The sequence below is a fragment of the Kitasatospora humi genome (assembly GCF_020907985.1).
Classification (GTDB): domain Bacteria; phylum Actinomycetota; class Actinomycetes; order Streptomycetales; family Streptomycetaceae; genus Kitasatospora; species Kitasatospora humi.
The window spans coordinates 1-18,709 of sequence record NZ_JAJJPA010000086.1 but is presented as its reverse complement, the minus strand read 5'-3'; the positions used below and the strand labels follow the sequence as shown (position 1 = coordinate 18,709).

Annotated in this window: 12 protein-coding genes; 4 read left to right on the top strand and 8 right to left on the bottom strand. The window is 72.3% G+C overall.

Annotated elements, in window-relative coordinates:
• The 3 genes from LN042_RS35255 to LN042_RS35245 all read right to left on the bottom strand — a co-directional run.
• The coding region (locus LN042_RS35255) for a serine/threonine-protein kinase (RefSeq protein WP_230055547.1) at nt 1–1,452 on the bottom strand (1,452 nt) is incomplete at its 3' end.
• 187 nt (nt 1,453–1,639) lie between these two features.
• Nucleotides 1,640–2,383: a hypothetical protein gene (locus tag LN042_RS35250; RefSeq protein ID WP_230055546.1), complete on the bottom strand. Its 744-nt coding sequence runs from the start codon at nt 2,381–2,383 to the stop codon at nt 1,640–1,642.
• 235 nt (nt 2,384–2,618) lie between these two features.
• Nucleotides 2,619–3,203: a dihydrofolate reductase family protein gene (locus LN042_RS35245; protein ID WP_230055545.1), complete on the bottom strand. Its 585-nt coding sequence runs from the start codon at nt 3,201–3,203 to the stop codon at nt 2,619–2,621.
• A gap of 112 nt (nt 3,204–3,315) precedes the next feature.
• Between LN042_RS35245 and LN042_RS35240 the strand changes: the two genes are divergently transcribed.
• Together LN042_RS35240 and LN042_RS35235 are read left to right on the top strand one after the other, a co-directional pair.
• On the top strand, nt 3,316–3,891 hold the full coding sequence (locus LN042_RS35240; protein ID WP_230055544.1) for a TetR/AcrR family transcriptional regulator: 576 nt from the start codon (nt 3,316–3,318) through the stop codon (nt 3,889–3,891).
• Between the two features lie 138 nt (nt 3,892–4,029).
• Nucleotides 4,030–4,752: a helix-turn-helix domain-containing protein gene (locus LN042_RS35235; protein ID WP_230055543.1), complete on the top strand. Its 723-nt coding sequence runs from the start codon at nt 4,030–4,032 to the stop codon at nt 4,750–4,752.
• Between the two features lie 42 nt (nt 4,753–4,794).
• On the opposite strand, the gene LN042_RS35230 is transcribed toward LN042_RS35235, so the two are convergent.
• The 4 genes from LN042_RS35230 to LN042_RS35210 all read right to left on the bottom strand — a co-directional run bounded on the left by LN042_RS35230 (nt 4,795) and on the right by LN042_RS35210 (nt 7,810).
• Nucleotides 4,795–5,196 (bottom strand): VOC family protein, encoded by a 402-nt coding sequence (locus tag LN042_RS35230; protein ID WP_230055542.1) that lies wholly within the window; start codon nt 5,194–5,196, stop codon nt 4,795–4,797.
• A gap of 153 nt (nt 5,197–5,349) precedes the next feature.
• Nucleotides 5,350–5,532, bottom strand: coding sequence for a hypothetical protein (locus LN042_RS35225; protein ID WP_230055541.1), 183 nt, complete (start codon nt 5,530–5,532; stop codon nt 5,350–5,352).
• A gap of 500 nt (nt 5,533–6,032) precedes the next feature.
• Nucleotides 6,033–6,950 carry a class I SAM-dependent methyltransferase gene (locus LN042_RS35215; protein ID WP_230055540.1) on the bottom strand — a complete coding sequence of 306 codons (918 nt, stop codon included), beginning with the start codon at nt 6,948–6,950 and terminating at the stop codon, nt 6,033–6,035.
• A gap of 251 nt (nt 6,951–7,201) precedes the next feature.
• Nucleotides 7,202–7,810, bottom strand: coding sequence for a TetR/AcrR family transcriptional regulator (locus LN042_RS35210; RefSeq protein WP_230055539.1), 609 nt, complete (start codon nt 7,808–7,810; stop codon nt 7,202–7,204).
• 201 nt (nt 7,811–8,011) lie between these two features.
• On the opposite strand from LN042_RS35210, the gene LN042_RS35205 reads away from it, so the two are divergent.
• Nucleotides 8,012–8,956, top strand: a complete 945-nt coding sequence (locus LN042_RS35205; RefSeq protein ID WP_230055538.1) for a beta-ketoacyl-ACP synthase III — start codon at nt 8,012–8,014, stop codon at nt 8,954–8,956.
• 29 nt (nt 8,957–8,985) lie between these two features.
• Here LN042_RS35205 and LN042_RS35200 read toward each other — a convergent pair whose 3' ends face one another.
• Complete coding sequence (locus tag LN042_RS35200; RefSeq protein ID WP_230055537.1) at nt 8,986–9,783, bottom strand: HEAT repeat domain-containing protein; 798 nt, start codon at nt 9,781–9,783, stop codon at nt 8,986–8,988.
• A 573-nt stretch (nt 9,784–10,356) separates the two neighbouring features.
• Here LN042_RS35200 and LN042_RS35195 point away from each other — a divergent pair.
• On the top strand, nt 10,357–18,709 hold an 8,353-nt coding region (locus LN042_RS35195), incomplete at its 3' end, for a non-ribosomal peptide synthetase (protein WP_230055536.1).

Below are 18,709 nucleotides of genomic sequence, written 5' to 3'. Positions count from 1 at the left end.
GCCGCTGTTCGGATCCGGGCCGGCGGAGGTGCCGGAGGAGGCCGCCGTGGCCGGCGAGCCGGCGGCAGTCCCCGAGGCGCTCGCGGAGGCGCTCACCGGGGCGCTCACCGGCGCCGAGGGCGACCGGCTGCCGCCGGTTCCTCCGGCTGGGGAGCCCGAGGCCACCGGCGGGGCGCCGGGCAGGAGGGTGGTGGTGTTCGGTGACTCGTCCATGTTCAGCACCACGCCGATGCCCACCGAGGCGACGATCACGCAGGGCAGCACGATCAGTGCCGTCCGGCGGCGCCGCTTCCACCAGACGGGTTGCGGCGCGCCGAGCACGGTCGGCCGGCTGGAGATCTCGCTGCTGCCGGTGTCGCTGCCGGCCGGTGGTCCGCCATAGAGCGGCGTGCCGCCACCGAGCGGTGTGCCGCTACCGGCCGGGACGGAGCCGACCGGCGCCGCCCCGGCCGGAGTCGAGCCGTCCGGGGCGGCGCCCTCCGCGGGCGGAGTGGCGGGCTCGGTGGGGGTGCGCAGTGCGAGGGGCTCAGCAGGCTCGGTGGGCGCCGACCCATCGCCACTCGACGCCTCTCCGGTCAGCTCCCCCGCCGCGGTGGCGACCGGCGCGGGCGTCAGGTCGGGCAGCCCCTCGGCCGCCCGCCGGGCGGCCACCGCCATCGCGGTCGCCGTCGGATGCCGGTCGCCGGGCGACTTGGCCAGCGCCCGGGCCACGAGTGCCCTCACTGGCTCGGGGAACTCCCCGGGCAGCGCCGGGGCCGGCTCGCGGACGTGCTTGAGCACGATCTCCAGCACCGTCTCTCCGGTGAACGGCAGCTCGCCGGTGAGCAGTTCATAGGCCACCACGCCGATCGAGTAGAGATCGGAGGCCGCCACCGTGCCCTGGCCCTCGGCCTGCTCGGGGGCCATGTACAGCGCGGTGCCGAAAACCGAGTGCGAGGTGGTGATCCTGGTTCCGGCCAGCGCCCGGGCGATGCCGAAATCGGTGACCTTGACCAGCCCGCCGGTGGTGACCATCAGGTTGGACGGCTTGATGTCGCGGTGCACGATCCCCTGCTCGTGCGCGATCTGGAGTGCCTCCAGCGCCTGGGCGACGATGCCGAGCGCCTCCTCGGCCGGCAGCCGCCCGCGCTCGGCGCGGACCGCGTCCAGTGGCCGGCCGTCGACCAACTCCATGACGATGTAGGCGAGTTTCTCGCCGTCCTGGCCGACGTCCTCCCCGTAGTCGTGGATGTCGACGATGCTCGGGTGGCTGAGTGAGGCGAGGATCCTGGCCTCACGCCGGAACCGCAGCGCGAAGTCGGCGTCGTCCAGCAGCGCGGGCAGCACGATCTTGACCGCGACCCGGCGTTCGAGCACTTGGTCCTCGGCCCGCCAAACCTCGCCCATCGCGCCGCCGCCGATGCGCTCGACCAGTGTGTAGCGGTCCCCGAGTACCGTCCCTCGGCTCCACATTCCCCGTTCCCCCTGCGTGATGGTGGTCGTTGGCCGCCGGCCAATGGAAAAGCGTATGACCCGTCCCGCGCCCCCGCCAGTGCCGTGGAGTGGCGGCACGGCGGCGGGTGCGCGGCGCGATCGCCGTGCCGGCCCACCGCGTGCGTTCGAACCCTACTGCACTGGCACTCGGTCCTCTGACTGGGTGTCAGATCGGCATCCGGCCGGTGCGGGACCGCCACCGCGCCCGAGCATCGTCCAGCGCCTTGACCGCCTCGGCCAAGCGTTGGTCGACATCCTGACGCACGGTCAGCCCGGCGAGCCGATCGCGCGCGGACCGCTGTGGCGCGGTGCGCTGTTCGACGGCTCTCAGCTCGGCCTCGGCGGCGGCCACCAGCTGGTTGCGGCGCTTCAGTCGGGCGTTCTCCTCGGCCACGGCGTTCACCACGCGGTTGCCGAACCGGCGCACCTCCTCCTCGGCGTGCAGGGCCCGTTCGAACACCTGGCGGTGCACTCCGCCACCCGGTACTGCGAAATGCAGGCAGTACTGCCGGTCGATCCGCTCGAAGCGGACGGTCAGTCCGGCCAGCGGCAGCTCCTCGGTGCTGACCATCACCGCGTGCTGGTGCAGGGCGACCACCCCGAGCCGTCCCAGCAGCGCGCCCCGGCCGGGATCGCGCAGCTGCTCGACCCGGCGGGTCGCCAGTTCCAGCTCGTACCGGTGCCGGGCCCGTGCGCCCCGCACGTCGTTCCGTGCCCCCATCAACTCCCGATTGGCGTCGTGGCGCAGCTGTCGCACGGTGCGCCGGGCGGCGGCCAGTTGCCGGCGTTCCGGGGCGAAGGCGGCCCCGAAGGCGTAGGCCAAGCCCCCCGGGTAGCGCCGCAGTCGGGTGGCGACCGCCGAGCCGCCGCCGACCAGGACCACCAGCAGCACCCCGATCGCGATCCCCATGCCCCGGCCCTTCCTCGCCGCGTTCGGCTCGCCGTGGTTCAGCTCGCCGCACCGAAGCATCTCAAGAACCGCCGGGGGTGGTCACGGGATCGGCCCGCCCGGGTGCCGGACTCCAAGGCTGACGCCGAGGAGGTCCGCTGGTGCCGCGGCTCCCCCGTCGTTGTACGACCTCCTCACCGAGACGGCTCGTGCCCGTCCCGGCCTGCCGCTGCCGACCACCAGGAACTGACGGCCGTCAGGCGGCCGTTCGGACGTACCGCAGGATCTGCTGACCCTCGGCGAAGACCCGGCGGTCGGCCAGGGTGAAGGCACGCGGGCCGAACTCGGCGCGGAACAGCGGGATTCCGGCGCCGACCGCCACCGGGGACTGCTTGATGACCAGTTCGTCGATCTCGGGGAGCAGCCGGCCGGCCAGCTCGGCGCCGCCGCAGAGCCAGATGCCCAACCCCTCCTGCTGCTTGAGCCGGCGCACCAGGGCCACCGGATCCTCGGCGGTCACCTCGACGGCCGGATCGGGGCTCTCGGCGAGCGAGCGGGAGAACACGATCTGCCTCAGGTGGGCGTACGGGCTGGTGAGTCCCGTGTCCAGCCCCGGCTGGTAAGCGCCGCGCCCCATCAGCACGGTGTCGAAGCGGCGGTTGGGCGCGTCCGCGATGCCGAGCCCCACCCGCCCAGGCGTGGACATGGCCTCGGGATACTCCTCCAGGTAGTGGGAGAGGAAGTCCGGCGTCAGATAGGGCGCGAAGAAGTCGTATTCACCGTCAGGACCGGCGATGTAGCCGTCGATGGTGACGGCAACCAGATAGCTGAGCGTTCGCATGCACATCCCCCATGCTGTCGGTGGGCGGTTACCACCACCCTCTGAACCACTCCATTTATAGTACTCTGACTGTAGTGGTTGCAAGCGCCATCGAACAGAAAGGACCGGACGCATGGCCCAGAACCCCGCGCGCCGCGCCGCGCTCACCGACGCCGCCATCGATGTGCTGGCCGCCGAAGGCGCGCGCGGCCTCACCTTCCGCGCGGTCGACCAGCGGGCCGGCGTGCCGGCCGGCACCTCGTCCAACTACTTCGCCAACCGCGACGAGCTGCTCCACCAGGCCGCCCGCCGGATCCACCACCGGTTGACCCCCGACCCCGTCGTGCTGGCCGGGCTGCTGACGGCCCCGCGCGACCGCGCCCTGGTGGCGGCCCTGATGCGCGACCTGCTGCGCCGGGTCTGCGCGGACCGGGACGGCTATCTGGCGATGCTCGAACTGCGCCTGGAGGCCACCCGCCGCCCCGAGGTCCGGGCCGAGCTCTCCGGCACCATGCGGGCCGAGCTGGAGAGCAACATCGCCTACCACCTGGACGAGGGCTTCCCCGGCGACCGCGAGACGGTGGTGCTGCTCTACCTGGCGGTGACCGGCCTGATCGTGGAACACCTGACGCTGCCGGACGTGCTGGGCGACAGGGAGCCGGCCGAGCTGGTCGAGCAGTTGGTGGCCCGGCTCGTCCCGGAGAGCTGACGGCCGCCCGGACCCCCGGCCCGCCGCTGAACGGACTCGGGTCGCCGGTCAGGCTCGGGTCCCTGTTCAGGGCTCGGGTCGATGTTCAGGGCTCGGGTCGATGTTCAGGGCTCGGGTCGCTGTTCATGACTCGGGTCGATGTTCAATGGGGGCGTGTACAGCGAGCGGAGATCCGGGGCGGTTCCAGGTGCGGTGGTGTGGTCCAAGCGCGTGGAGCGCGACGCGGCGGAGCCCGCGCGGATCCTGCCGGACGGCTGCATGGACCTGATCTGGACCGGCGGCGGCCTGCTGGTCGCGGGCCCCGACTCCGCCGCCCACCTGGTGCCGGGGCGACCCGGGGACGGTTATGTCGGCCTGCGGTTCGCGCCAGGCACCGGGCCGCTGGTGCTGGGCGTGCCGGCCCGCGAACTGCTCGACCAGCGCGTGCCGTTGGAGCAGCTGTGGCCGCAGCGCCAGGTGCGCGAGTCGGCCGAGCGGATCTGGCACGCCGCCGACCGCGCCGCCGCGTTGCAGGCCGTGGCGGTCACGCTGGGCCGGGCACCGGCCCGCCGCGCCCCGGTGCCGGAGGCGGTGCTGCGCGGGGTGCGGCAGCGGCTGGCCGTCACCGGGATCGCGCGCGGGCTCGCGCTGAGCGAGCGCCAGCTGCGGCGGCACTGCCTGGACGCGTTCGGTTACGGACCGAAGACGCTGGAGCGGGTGCTGCGGCTCGGCCGGGCCCTCGACCAGGCGCGGGCCGGCCTGCCGTTCGCACGGGTCGCGGCGGTGGCGGGGTACGCGGACCAGGCGCACCTCGCCCGTGAGGTGCGTGCCCTGACCGGTCTGCCGCTGGGGCAGCTACTCGCCGAGGAGGGCCGCCGGTAGAGCGGCTGCGGTTGCCCGCCGTTCTGGACCGCCGGCCGGGGCTCAGCCCGGCTGGACGGCGAACAGATCCACCGCGTTGCCGTCCGGGTCGAGCACCGTGGCGTAGCGCTGGCCCCAGAACGCGTCCCACGGGTCGTTGTGGCCGCGGTACCCGGCGGCCAGCAGCTCCTGGTACAGCTTGTCCACCTCCGCCGGACGCTCGCAGTCGAAGGCGATCGCGATCCGGTGGTCGCCGACCGGCGGGGTCCATTCGGGGTCGAAGCTGCGGACCGTCGCCACGGTGTCCCAGACGAGTTTGAGGCCACCGGGCAGGTCGTACTCGACGTGGGGCTCGCCGTCCGCCTCGGACGGTACGGCCAGGCCCAGCCGGCGGTAGAACGCGAGCGATCCCGCCATGTCGGAGGCGACCAGGGCGATGAAGCTGATGCGTGGTTGTGCGGTCATGGTTCTCACGCTAGTAAGCCGTGGTCGGGGGGTCTTGAACGAATCGGACATCGTCACCGGGCTCGGCCGGAGCCGGGGCCGGCCAGAACGCCGGCGGAGACAGCGGGTCACCGGTCCCGCCCGCACCCCCGTGGCGGGCGGAACCGGTGGGGCTCAGGCCGGCGTGTCGCAGAGGTTCTCCACCTGGTGCTGCTCGAGCACCTCGATCTGGTGCCCCGGGTGGATCAGCAGGCGCGCCCCGCCACTGAACAGGTAGTCGCCGCTCGCGCGGTAGGGGTCGCCCGGGTGGACCACCGCGCTGATGTGCGAGGTCTGGCGAGTGCGTCTTGCTATCAATCGGGTCACGGACCGTCTCGGCGCGATGCTTTCGGTGCCCGCCGAAAGTTTGTTCTCCCAGCAACTCATGGAGGTCGGACCACCGGGCTGCGCATCCACTTCGCGGCAGCGGACCTGCTGGACGTGCGGTTCGCGACGGTCCGGCTCCGCTGATCGAGCTGGAGCTGGCCGTCGCGATGCTGCAACGCCGGGACTGCGACCCGTGGTTCGCCCGGTGCCGACCCGGACGATCCGCTCGCCGTGCTGCTCGGCCGCACCCGGGCCGCCGTGCTGCGCCTGACGCTGCGTGAGCCGACGACCAGTCAACTGGCCACCGAGCTGGGGGTGGGCCTGGCCTCCGCGTCGGAGCATGCCCGAGCCCTACGGCGGGCGGGCCTGATCAGCACCATCCGCACCGGCCGGTCGGTGCGCCACAGCTGTACCCAGCTGGGCCACCGACCGCCGGCCACCCCGACCGCTCGGTCACGGGCGCGATGCGGGAACGCTGACGGGACGTCAACTCAACCGCTGGACCTGGCGCGCATCTTGCGCACCGCTCGCACCGCCAGCGGCGGCAGCAGGTCGCGCGCCAACCGGCGTGCCGAGGAAGGGCGTTGGGCTTGAGGGCGGCCAGGCGCAGGGGGCGACCCGGGGGCCGCGGACTGCTTGCGCTCATCGGCGGGCAGCAACTTGGCGACACCGCGGCCGGAGAGGCGGATGAGCCGCCGGCCGGCGATCACGTCGATGTCCAGGTGGCAGTCCGCGGCGTCGCCGTCCAGCTCCACCAGCGCCTTCTGGACCGGCTCTGGATCGCCCCAAGTGCCGTACAACTTCTCGGGAGTGACGCAGATCGGGCGCAGGGCCTGCTGGAAGACCGCCTCCCAGGTGGCGGCGGCCACTCCGGGCGTGTGCGGCGAGCGGAAGTCGTCCAGCACCACGATGCCGTCCGGGCCGAGTACGGCCTTCGCGGTGCGGATGTCGATCGAGACGTGTTCGTAGAGGTGGGAGGCGTCGATGTGGACGAAGCGGCAGCTGCCGGCGGCTATTCGGCCGTCTTCCAGGACCGAGGTGGGGGCCTGCACTATGGTCGGCAGCTTCGAGTGGAACGCCAGGTAGTTGCGCTCGAAGGCGGTCCGGGTGAGCGTCTGGCGGTAGGACATGGTCATCTCGGCCGCGTTGTCGCCGTCCGGGGCCTCCGAGTCGAACAGGTCGCAGACCGTGAAGGTCTCTCCAGCCCGCAGGTGGCGGCCGATCAGGATGGCGCTGCGGCCCAGGTAACTGCCCAGTTCGAGCAGGTCGCCGCTGGTCCCGGAGGCGCTCTGGCGCTCCAGTAACCAGGTGAACAGTTGCTGGTCGATGGGCCAGAACCAGCCGGGAACGTCGTCCAGGGTGCGCGGTAGCGGCGCCTGATCCACTGGACGGGTGTCGGTGGTGACCATGAGTGCCTCCTAGCGGGCAGGGGCGGCGCCACCGGCGGCTACCACCGGTCGGGGGGACGGCGCCGGCCCCGAAGTGCCCGTGATCCTATGGCCAGTACCCGCCGGGTGAAAGAGCCTGAGCTTTCGGAATCCGGCCGACGGGGAGCTCACTCCTGTCCGTCGACGTTACATCGGGGCGGCCGGAGCCGCCATGGCGCTCTCCTCGCAGCGGGGTGCCCGCGGCTGTCGGGCCGCTCCCCTCCCGGGAGCCGTCAGCCCGTCGCCAGGATCCGGGCCACCGCTCGCCGGGTCCGCTCGGGAGCGGCGGGGTCGCGTTCCAGTTGGATCGCCTGGTTGAGGGCCAGGTAGGCGCCGATCAGTTCATAGGCGAGTTGTTCGGGGTCGGCGGTGGCGGCCAGTTCGCCGCTGTCGACGGCGATGCGGAGGTCCGCGACGAGTCTGCGGCGCCAGAGCCGGTAGAGCCGGGCCACGGCGTCGCGGACCGCGCCGCCGCGGGCATCGAACTCGATCGAGGCCGTGGTGAACAGGCAGCCACCGGGAAACGCGCCGCGCTCGGTCTCCAGGTAGCGGTTCCAGGCCTCCAGGACCGCGCCCAGCCGGGTGAGCCCTGGCGCGGCGTCGGCGGCCGGCTCCCAGACCAGGCGCGCGAAGATCGCCGAGGCGCCGTCCAGCGCGGCCAGCTGGAGTGCCTCCTTGGTGCCGAAGTGCCCAAGCACTCCGGCCTTGCTCATGCCCAGGTCGGCGGCCAGCCGTCCGATGGTCAGCCCCTCCAGCCCGTCCACCGAGGCGATAGCCACGCTGCGATCGATGATCCGCTCCCGGGTTCTCCGGGTCTCGGCGACGGACTTGCGTGGGCTCATGGCGACATCGTACCGGGGCCACTCCCATTTAGCTTCCGATCGGTCGGTTGCTATATTCCGCCCGGGACCCCGCACTCGCCGGATTCCACGGCGGTACCGCCACGCCACAGCTTCCACAGCGGCGCCCGCCCGGGTGCCGGTCTCCGCAGCGCCACCCCGCGCACTCCAGCGCCCCGCCCCGCAAGTCGAGGAGAAGACACCGTGACCGGATCCCGCATCACCGGCCTGGGCCACTACCAGCCGTCCCGGGTGCTCACCAATGACGACCTGGCCGCAATGGTCGACACCAGCGACGCCTGGATCCGGCAGCGCACCGGGATCGTGACCCGCCGGATCGCGGCCGAGCAGGAGTCGGTCACCGACCTGGCGACGGCCGCGGCCGGCAAGGCGCTCGCGGCGGCCGGGCTGCGACCCGCCGACATCGGCCTGGTCTCGGTCGCCACCTGCAGCGCGATCGACCGCTGCCCCTCCACCGCCGCCCGGGTGGCCGCCCGGCTGGGCATCCCCGCCGCGGTGGCGTACGACCTGAACAACGGCTGCGCCGGCTTCTGCACCGCGCTGGCCACCGCCGACCACTCGGTGCGGGCGGGAGCCGCCCGGCACGCACTGGTCATCGGGGCGGAGAAGATGTCGGACGTGACCGACTGGACCGACCGGAGCACCTGCGTACTGCTGGGGGACGGCGCGGGCGCGGCGGTGCTGAGCGCCACCGAGGAGGCGGGCGTCGGTCCGGTGGTCTGGGGCTCGGACCCGGGCCTGGGGCAGGCGGTGCGGCTTCAGGGCGACTGGCATCCGACCTTCGCCCAGGACGGCCAGACCGTCTACCGCTGGGTCACCACCGAGGTCCCCGCGATCGCACAGGCTGCCTGCGAGCGGGCGGGAGTGGCGCCCGGCGAGCTGGCCGGCGTGGTCACCCACCAGGCCAACCTGCGGATCATCGAGGCGGTGGTCCGCAGGTTGGGGCTGGCCGAGGACGCCATGATCGCCCGGGACGTGGTGGACTCCGGCAACACCTCCGCCGCCTCGGTACCGCTCGCCCTGGCCAAGTTGGTGGAGCGCCGCGAACTCCCGCCGGGCGGCCCGGTGCTGCTGCTGGCCTTCGGCGGCGGCCTCTCCTGGGCCGCACAGGTCATCAGCTGCCCCTGAACGGACTTCGTTCGGCGAGTAATTGACGCTCAGTCAAGATCCCACTCCCGCAGGTCCGCCACCGCCTCGCGCACCTGCGGGACCGGATCGACCGCCAGCCGGTCCAGCAGGACCTCGACCCCCGGCGTGGACCACCGCGCCACCGCCCAGACCAGGGCCTCCCGGACGGCGGGGTCGGGATGGCCGGCCAGCCGGGTCAAACGGTCCACCGGGCCGCGCCGGTAGTGCCCGTACCAGTCCAGCACCTCGCGCAGCACCGCCGGATCGCCCGGATCGCCGGCCGCCTCGATCCGGGCGAGCAGCACCCGGGAGGGCGGCGGGGGACCGTCGTGCGGGTGCGGGCGGCGTTCCCGCAGCCGGCGCGAGCCGTACTCGCCGCGCACCCGGCAGCCCGCGCAGGTGCACGGCACCACACCATGGGCGTCCGGCCAGTACCGCCAGCCCACCGACTGCCGCACCGGTCGGATCCGGTGCACCTCGGCCGGGGTGACCGCCCTGGGCACGAAGACCTCCCAGCCGCGCGGATCCGGCAGCCCGGCGATGCGCCGCACCGCCTCGGCGGCGGTCACCGCCTCGGGGGGACGCCCGTAGCGCCCGACGGCGACCGGTTCGCCGTCGGGCAGGCGCAGCTGGACCGCCACCAGGTTGCGACGGCCCTGACTCCGGGACAGTTCGCGCAGCCAACCGTGGGTGAGCGTGTAGGACGGCAGCACCGGGAAGCAGAACAGGCCGCGGGTGCCGTCCGCCCGCCGGGAGGCCGCCCGGACGCCGGCCCGCCGGATCCGCACCGCGTTCGCCTCGGACGCCAGATGCACGAACATCGCCATCCGGCCAGCCTAGGGGTAGCGGTCATGCCGTCTGCGCGCGACTTCGCAAGCCATCCACACTTCTCGCACGACGATCACACTTCTATCACCTCATCGAGCACTGACAGCTTCGCACTCGAACACAAGGGGATCGCGTTCAAATAGAGCCTAGTAACCAAGTCGACTCGACTCGAAACTTTGCGTCATCGACTTCCGGACAATGGCTGAACGGCGTGGTCACGGCGACACCCCGACTCCATCTCGGCGCCGTTTGTCACATTTGCCACACATCCGGAATCCCAGCCTGCGATGACCGGCCGTCTCATTTGGGACAGATGCCCGCATAGCGCCAAGCATCACCGGACATATCCCGCCAGCTGGCTGAATCACATAGGCGATAAGTGCGCACCGGAACGACGCACTTCGATCGCACCTTTGGCTGATCTTCACCGGTGTGTCCGGTGGCGACAGGCCCTGAGGCTGGTCTCCGAGCGGTGTTGATCAACATCATGGTCCGTCACCAGGCCCTCGGGCCCAGGCAAAGCCACTACCGCGCGGACTCCCCCGACGCGCATGAACCGGAGCCCAGAAACCATGTCGATCTCCCATCCGTCGAGCTGGCCGCTGACCGCCGGGCAATCCAGCCTCTGGCGGGCCCAGCAGCTCGATCCGGCCAACCCCGTCTACCAGGTGGCCGAGTGCATGGAGATCTGCGGACCGATCCGCCCCGCGTTGTTCGCCGCGGCGATGCGCCGCCTGCTCGACGAGTGCGACGTCTTCCGGGTCCGGTTCGCGGGCGAGGACGGCGAGCCCCGCCAGCAGTTGATGCCCCCCGGCGATTCCCCGCTGCGGATCGTGGACGTCAGCGGTGCTCCCGACCCGTACGAGGCCGCCATGGCTCGGATGCGCGCCGAAGTGGCGGTGCTGCGCGAGCCGATGGCCGGCCAGGGGTACCTGACGATCCTGTTCCGTGCCGCCACCGACCGGTGGTTCTGGTTCCAGGCCGGTCATCACGCGATCTTCGACGGGTTCTCCGGGCTGCTCGCCGCCACGCGGATGACGGAGATCTACACGGCGATGGCCGAGGGACGCGAGCCCGATCCGGAAACCGCACTGGGCGGGCTCGCCAAGCTGCTTGAACAGGAATCGGCCTACCGGTCCAGCGAGCAGTACCAGGTCGACCGCGACTACTGGCTCAGTCAGCTGGCCGACCGCCCCGAGCCGGTCTCACTCGCCGGTCGCTTCGCCGAGGCCTCCCACCACCACCTGCGCCATGAGGTCACGCTCACCGCCGCCGAGGCCCTAAGCTTGCACAAAGCCGCCCGCCGCCTGGGCGTCAGCCGCTCGGTGCTGCTCATAGCGGCGGCCGCGCTCTACATGAGCCGGCTGACCGGCGCCCCCGAGGTGGTCATCGGCCTGCCGGTCAACGGTCGAGTCGGCAAGACCGCCAGAGCCGTACTGGGCATGCAGACCAATGTGCTGCCGCTGCGCATCAAGGTGCAGCCGGGGCTCACCCTCGTCGAGCTGGTGAAGCAGACCAGCGCCACCGCTCGCGCCGCGCTGCGTCACCAGCGGTACCGCTACGACGAGATGCGCCGCGAGCTGGGCTCGGTCGACACGCCGCTGTTCGGTGCCATGGCCAACCTGATGGCCTTCGACTACGACCTCACCATCGGCGGCTGCCGCACCCTCTTCCACAACCTGAACAACGGGCCGGTCGACGACCTCTCCTTCGTGCTCTACGACCGGCAGTCGGGCGATGGTGTCCGACTGTGCATCGACGCCAACCCGGCGCTCTATGACACTGTCGAACTCGCGGCCCACACTGAGCGGTTCACCGCCCTGCTGGAGACCTTGGCCGGAATTGACGATCCGTCAGCTTGCCTTTCCCAGGTGGAGGTTGCGACCGCCGACGAGCAGCGGCTGCTGTTGGCGCAGTGGCAACCGCAGCCCGTGACCGTGGCGGTGGACACCCTGCCCGCGCTGTTCGAGGCGCAGGTGGCGCGAACACCGGATGCGGTGGCGGTGTCCTTCGAGGACATCTCGCTGACCTATGCGGAGCTGAACGGGCGGGCGAACCGCCTGGCACGCCTGCTGGTCGAGCGCGGGGTGCGGCCGGAGTCGCTGGTGGCAGTGGCGATGCCGCGGTCAGCCGAGCTGGTGGTGGCGCTCCTGGCGGTCCTGAAGGCGGGCGGTGCGTATGTGCCGATCGACCCGGCCTATCCGGCCGACCGGATCACCTACATGCTGCAGGACGCCGCGCCCGTCCTCACGATCACCGACGGCAGCACCGCGCAGCCCGGCGAGCTCGCCCTCGGAGCGCCCGACACCGCCGCTGAACTCGCGGCCGGCGACGCCACCGACCTGCCGTCCGTGCCACTGCGTCCGGAGCACCCGGCGTACGTCATCTACACCTCGGGGTCGACCGGCCGGCCGAAGGGTGTGGTGGTGCCTCATGAGAACGCGGCCCGGCTGTTCTCCGCCACGGACCACTGGTTCCGCTTCGGGGCCGAGGATGTGTGGACCTGGTTCCACTCGTTCGCATTCGACTTCTCGGTGTGGGAGTTGTGGGGAGCACTACTGTTCGGTGGGCGCCTGGTGGTGGTTCCCGGTGACGTATCGCGTTCACCGGCCGAGTTCCTGGCGTTGCTGGTGCGCGAGCGGGTGACGGTGCTGAACCAGACCCCGTCGGCGTTCTACCAACTGATCCAGGCGGATGCGCAGAATCCCGAGCTGGGCGCCGAGTTGGCGCTGCGCACGGTGGTTTTCGGCGGCGAGGCGCTGGACCTGCCACGCCTGAGCGGGTGGTACGCCCGACACCGGGATGACGCGCCGCGGCTGGTCAACATGTACGGCATCACCGAAACCACCGTGCACGTCAGTTACGCCCCGCTGAGCGCGGCGCAGGTGGACTGCGCCGCCGGCAGCGTGATCGGCGGTGCGATCCCGGACCTGCGGGTGTACGTGCTGGACAACGCCCTGCGGCTGTGCCCGCCCGGTGTCGCCGGCGAACTCTACGTCGCCGGCGCCGGGTTGGCGCGCGGCTACTTGGGCCGCCCGGGTCTGACGGCGGGCCGGTTCGTCGCGAATCCGTTCGGTGCGGCGGGCGAGCGCATGTATCGAAGCGGAGACGTCGTACGCTGGAACCCGCATGGCGAACTCGAGTTCGTCGGCCGGGCGGACAACCAGGTGAAAATCCGCGGCTTCCGCATCGAACTCGGTGAAGTCAGCGCCGCATTGGAGACGCACCCGGCCGTCGCCCAGGCCACCGCGGTGGTCCGTGACGACCGCCTCATCGCCTACGCCGTCCCCACCGAGGCCGTGGCCCCGGCCGACCTGCGCGGCTACCTCCGTGGCCGACTCCCCCACTACCTGGTCCCCGCCATCGTGGTGCCGCTGGCTGCCCTGCCCCTCACCACCAATGGCAAGCTGGACTCCCGTGCGCTGCCCGCACCGGACTTCACCACGGTCACCACCGACCGCCGCCCGCAGACCGAACGCGAACAGCTCCTCGCCGGTCTCTTCAGTGAGCTGCTGAAACTTCCCGAGGTCGGCCTCGACGACGGCTTCTTCGAGCTGGGCGGCGACTCCATCAGCTCCATCCAACTGGTTTCTCGCGCCCGCCAGGCCGGCCTGGTCCTCTCGCCCCGAGACGTCTTCACCCACCAGACCGTCGCCCGGCTGGCCAAGGCCGCACAGGCTCAGGAGAGCGCGGTCCTGGAGGAGGCCGAGGCCGCCCTCGGCGACCTGCCCGCTACGCCGATCATGCACGAACTGCGGGAACTGGGCGGTTCTCCCGACTCCTTCCACCAGGCCATGCTCGTCACCCTGCCGACGGGCACCGGACTTCAGCAACTCACCGACGGCCTCCAGCAACTCCTGGACTGCCACGACGCGCTGCGCGCCCGCCTGCTGACCGGGCCGGACGGCGACTGGTCGCTGACCGTGCCGCCGCGCGGCACGGTCAGCGCCCCCGACCTGATCACCCAGGTCGATGCCCACGACCGCTCCGATGAGCAGCTCGCCGCGCTGGTCCACCAGGCGGTCCACTCCGCGTCGCAACGGCTGGCTCCGCGCGAGGGCACCATGCTCCAGCTGGTCCACTTCACCGGAGCAGCCCAGAACCAGGCCCTGCTGATGGTCCACCACCTGGTCGTCGACGGCGTCTCCTGGCGCATCCTGCTGCCCGACCTGCTCACCGCCGCCCAGGGCGGCACCCTGCGGCCCGCCGGCACCTCGCTGCGCACCTGGGCCCACGCCCTGCACGACGAGGCCGACCGTAGAACCGACGAACTCCCCTACTGGCGGCAACTCCTGGCCGAACCGGCGATCCCGCTCTGTGACGGCGCCCTCGACCCGAACCGCGACACCGTGGCCACCGCCGACCACCTCACCCTGACGCTGCCGCCGGAGACCACCGCACCGCTCCTCACCACCCTGCCGGCGCTCTTCCACGCCGAGGTCAACGACGTCCTGCTGGCCGCCCTCGCGCTGGCCGTCAACCGCTGGCGCGGCACCAGCGGCTCCGTGCTGGTCGAACTCGAGGGCCACGGCCGCGAAGAACTCAGCAGCCGCGCCACCGACCTCTCCCGCACCGTCGGCTGGTTCACCACTACCTACCCCGTCCGCCTCGCCCCCGGCACCGGCCACCCGGGTCAGGCGCTCAAGGCCGTCAAGGAACAGCTCCGCGGCGTCCCCAGCCACGGCCTCGGCTACGGCCTGCTCCGCCACCTCGGGTCCGCCGGCCGCGACCAGCTGGGCCACCTTCCCGCCCCGCAGCTCACCTTCAACTATCTGGGTCGACTCGACACCGCCGCCATCCAGGCCAGGCCCGTCAGCGAACCGAACGGCGGCCTCGCCCCCACCACCCCGCTCAGTCGGCTCCTCACCCTCAACGCCATCACCGAGGACCGCGCCGACGGCCCCCACCTCAGCGCGACCTGGACCTGGGCCACCAACCTCATCAGTGCGGCCGGGGCGCGCGAACTCGCCGAGCTCTGGTTCCGGGCCCTCGGGGAACTGGTCGAACACGGCGACCAGCGCGATGCCGGCGGCTTCACCCCCTCCGACGTTCCCCACACCACCGTCACCCAGGCAGAGCTCGACCGACTGCACAGCGCCGAACTGGCCCAGATCCTGCCGCCCACCCCGCTCCAGGAAGGCCTCTACTTCCACAGCCGGTACGACGACGCCGGCCCCGACGTCTACACCACCCAGCTCACCCTGGAACTCGCCGGGCACCTCGACCCCGCCCGGCTCCGCGACGCGTTCGGCGCGCTACTCGCCCGGCACCCGCACCTCCAAGCCGCCTTCCACCAGACGTCCGGTGGACAGCTCCTCCAGCTGATCCCCCGCACGGTGCGGCTGCCCTGGGCGGAGCACGACCTCACCGGGCGGACCGAAGCGGACCAGCGCGCCGAACTGGACGGGCTCCGGACCACCGAGCGCGCCCGGAAGTTCGACCTCGCCGCGCCGCCGCTGCTGCGCGTAGCCCTCATCCGGCTCGCCGAGCAGCGCCACGCACTGGTCCTGACGAACCATCACATTCTCTGGGACGGATGGTCGCTGGGCGTGCTGTTCGGCGACCTGATGGAGCTCTACCGAGCCGGGTCGGACGCCGCGCTGCCACGCACCACGGCGCTGCGCGACTACCTCGACTGGCTGGCCGACCAGGACGGTGAAGCCGCCCGCGCCGCCTGGCGCGAGGCCCTGGCGGGGCTCGACGGACCCACCTACCTCGGCCAGGCCGGGCAACGCCCGCCCGGACGCACCGAGCAGACCGACGTCCAGCCGGCCGAGCAGCCCGCGCGGGCGACCGAGGTGCTCTCGACCGAGCTCACCGAGCGGCTGGCGACCACCGCCCGGGACCTCGGCGTGACCGTCAACATCCTGCTCCAGGCCGCTCTCGGCCTCACCCTCGCCCACCTCACGGGCCGTCAGGACATCGTCTTCGGCTCCGTGGTCTCCGGCCGCCCCGCCGAACTCCCCGGCGTCGAGCGCATCGCCGGGCTGCTGATCAACACCGTGCCCGTCCGCATCCGCCTCAGGCAGGCCGAGACCGTCACCAGCCTCCTCGCCCGCCTGCGCGACGAGCAGTCCGCACTCCTGGCGCACCAGCACCTCTCCCTCGCCGAGCTGCAACGCACGGCCGGCCTGGGCGAACTCTTCGACACCGCCTACGCCTTCGAGAACTACCCGCTGGACACCGCCGCCCTCAGCGATGGCGACGGCCTTCGGATCACCGGCGGAACGGGCGACGACCGCACCCACTACCCCGTCACGGTCACCGCCCTGCCCGGCGACCGACTCGAACTGCGCGTCGACTACCGCCCGCATGCCGTCCACCCCGGCACCGCCGAGCGCATCCCCGCCCTGCTCAAGCGCATCCTGCAGGCCATCACCGACGACCCGGGCCGACTCACCGGCCGGATCGACCTGCTCACCCCCGAGGAGCGCCACCGGCTCACCGCCGGCTGGCGGCTCCCGGCGGACGAGCCGGCCTCGGACGCCACCCTGCCGGAGCTGTTCGCCGCCCAGGCGGCCCGCACCCCGTCGGCGATCGCCGTCTCACTCGACGGCGACGAGCTGACCTACGCCGAACTCGACGAACGCGCCGAGCGATTGGCACGTCTGCTGGTGAAGCGCGGTGCGGGTCCGGAGGGCACCGTGGCGCTGGTGCTGGACCGCACGCTCGAGCTGGCGGTGAGCATCCTCGCCGTCGCCAAGTCCGGTGCGGCGTACCTGCCGATCGATCCGACCTACCCGGCCGACCGGATCGCCTACCTGGTCGAGGACGGCGCACCGGCCCTGGTGCTCGCCACCGAGGCCACCGCGCGGCTGGTCGAATGTCCGGCGCTGCTGCTCGACGCCCCGGCGGTGGTGGCGGAACTCGCCGCCGTCGACCTCCGTGAGCCGCTCGCCGGCCCGCGGGCCGACCACCCGGCCTACATCATCTACACCTCCGGCTCCACCGGTCAGCCGAAGGGCGTGGTGATCCCGCACCGCAACGTGGTGCGCCTGTTCAGCGCCACCGAGGCCTGGTTCGACTTCGGTCCGGACGACGTCTGGACGCTCTTCCACTCCTACGCCTTCGACTTCTCGGTCTGGGAGTTCTGGGGGCCGCTGCTGCACGGCGGCCGCCTGGTGGTGGTGCCGTACCTGGTCAGCCGTTCGCCCGAGGACACCCTGGACCTGCTCAAGCGGGAGCAGGTCACGGTGCTCAACCAGACCCCGTCCGCGTTCTACCAGTTGCTCCAGGCCGAGCAGGAGCACTCGACGGACGTGCTGAGCGGGCTGCGCACCGTGGTGTTCGGCGGTGAGGCCCTCGATCTGGGCCGGCTCGCCGACTGGTACCGCGCGCATCCGCAGGACGGCCCGCGCCTGGTGAACATGTACGGCATCACCGAGACCACCGTCCACGTCACCCACCGCGCACTGGACGCCGCGACGGTGGCGGACGCGCCCGGCAGCCTGATCGGCGAGCCGATCCCCGACCTGGCGCTGCGGGTGTTGGACGAGGCGCTGCGCCCCGTGCCGGTCGGCGTCCCCGGCGAGATCTATGTGGCGGGCGCCGGCCTGGCCCGCGGCTACTCGGGCCGACCGGGACTGACGGCGGGCCGGTTCGTCGCCGACCCGTTCGGCGCGCCCGGTGACCGGATGTACCGCACCGGCGACCTGGCCCGCCGGCTCGCCGACGGTGAGTTGGAGTACCTCGGCCGGGCCGACGACCAGGTGAAGCTCCGCGGCTTCCGGATCGAACTCGGCGAGATCGAGGCGGCGTTGCTGCGGCAGCCCGCGGTGCGGCAGGCAGCGGTGCTGGTGCGCGAGGACCAGCCCGGCGACCAGCGACTGGTCGGCTACGTCGTGGGCACCGGCCTCGACACCGCCGAGCTGCGCGGGCAGCTGGCCGCCGAACTGCCGGGCCACATGGTGCCGGCCGCCCTGGTGGTGCTGGACGTGCTGCCGCTGACCGGCAACGGCAAGCTGGACCGGCGTGCGCTGCCCGCTCCCGTGGTCACCGCCGCGGGCGGCCGGCCGCCGCGCACCGAGCAGGAGGAGGTGCTCTGCGCGCTGTTCGCGGAGGTGCTCGACCTGCCGGAGGTGGACATCGACGGGGACTTCTTCGCCCTCGGCGGCCACTCGCTGCTGGCCACCCGGCTGATCGGCCGGATCCGCACCGCACTCGACGTCGAGCTTCCGCTGCGCGTCCTGTTCGAGGCGTCGAACGTCGCCGCGCTGGCCGAGCGGCTCGCGGGCGACCGGGGGGCGGAGAAGCTCGACCCGTTCGCCACCCTGCTGCCGTTGCGCACCGGGGGCGAACTGCCGCCGCTGTTCTGCGTGCACCCGGGTGCCGGGATCGGCTGGTCGTTCCGGGGCCTTGCCGACCACCTGCCGCAGGAGCGCCCGTTGTACGCCCTGCAGGCCCGCAGCCTGCGCGAACGCGACGGGCTGCCGCCGACCGTCGAGGCGATGGCCGCCGAGTACGTCGAGCGGATCCGAGCGGTGCAGCCGAGCGGTCCCTACCACCTGCTGGGCTGGTCGTTCGGCGGGGCGGTCGCCCAGGCGATGGCCACCCAACTGCAGGCGGCGGGCGAGGAGGTGGCCCTGCTGGCCCTGATGGACAGCTTCGCGGGCCTGGAACCGCACCAGCCGGACGCCGAGATGGTGCGCCGCGAGGTGGCCGCGGCCCTGCCGGAGCTCACCGAGGCCGAGGCCGCCGCCACGGTCGAGACCTGCCTGCGCAGTTCGCGGCTGCTGGCGGAGTTCACGCCGGAGCGGTTCGACGGTGATCTGCTGTTCTTCACCGCCATGACCGACCGCGCCGCCGACGCCCGCACGGCGGGCAGCTGGCGCGCGCACTGCACGGGCCGGATCGTCGACATCCCGGTGCACACCGACCACGACGGTATGACGACCGAGGCCGGACTGGCCGACCTGGGGCCGGCGT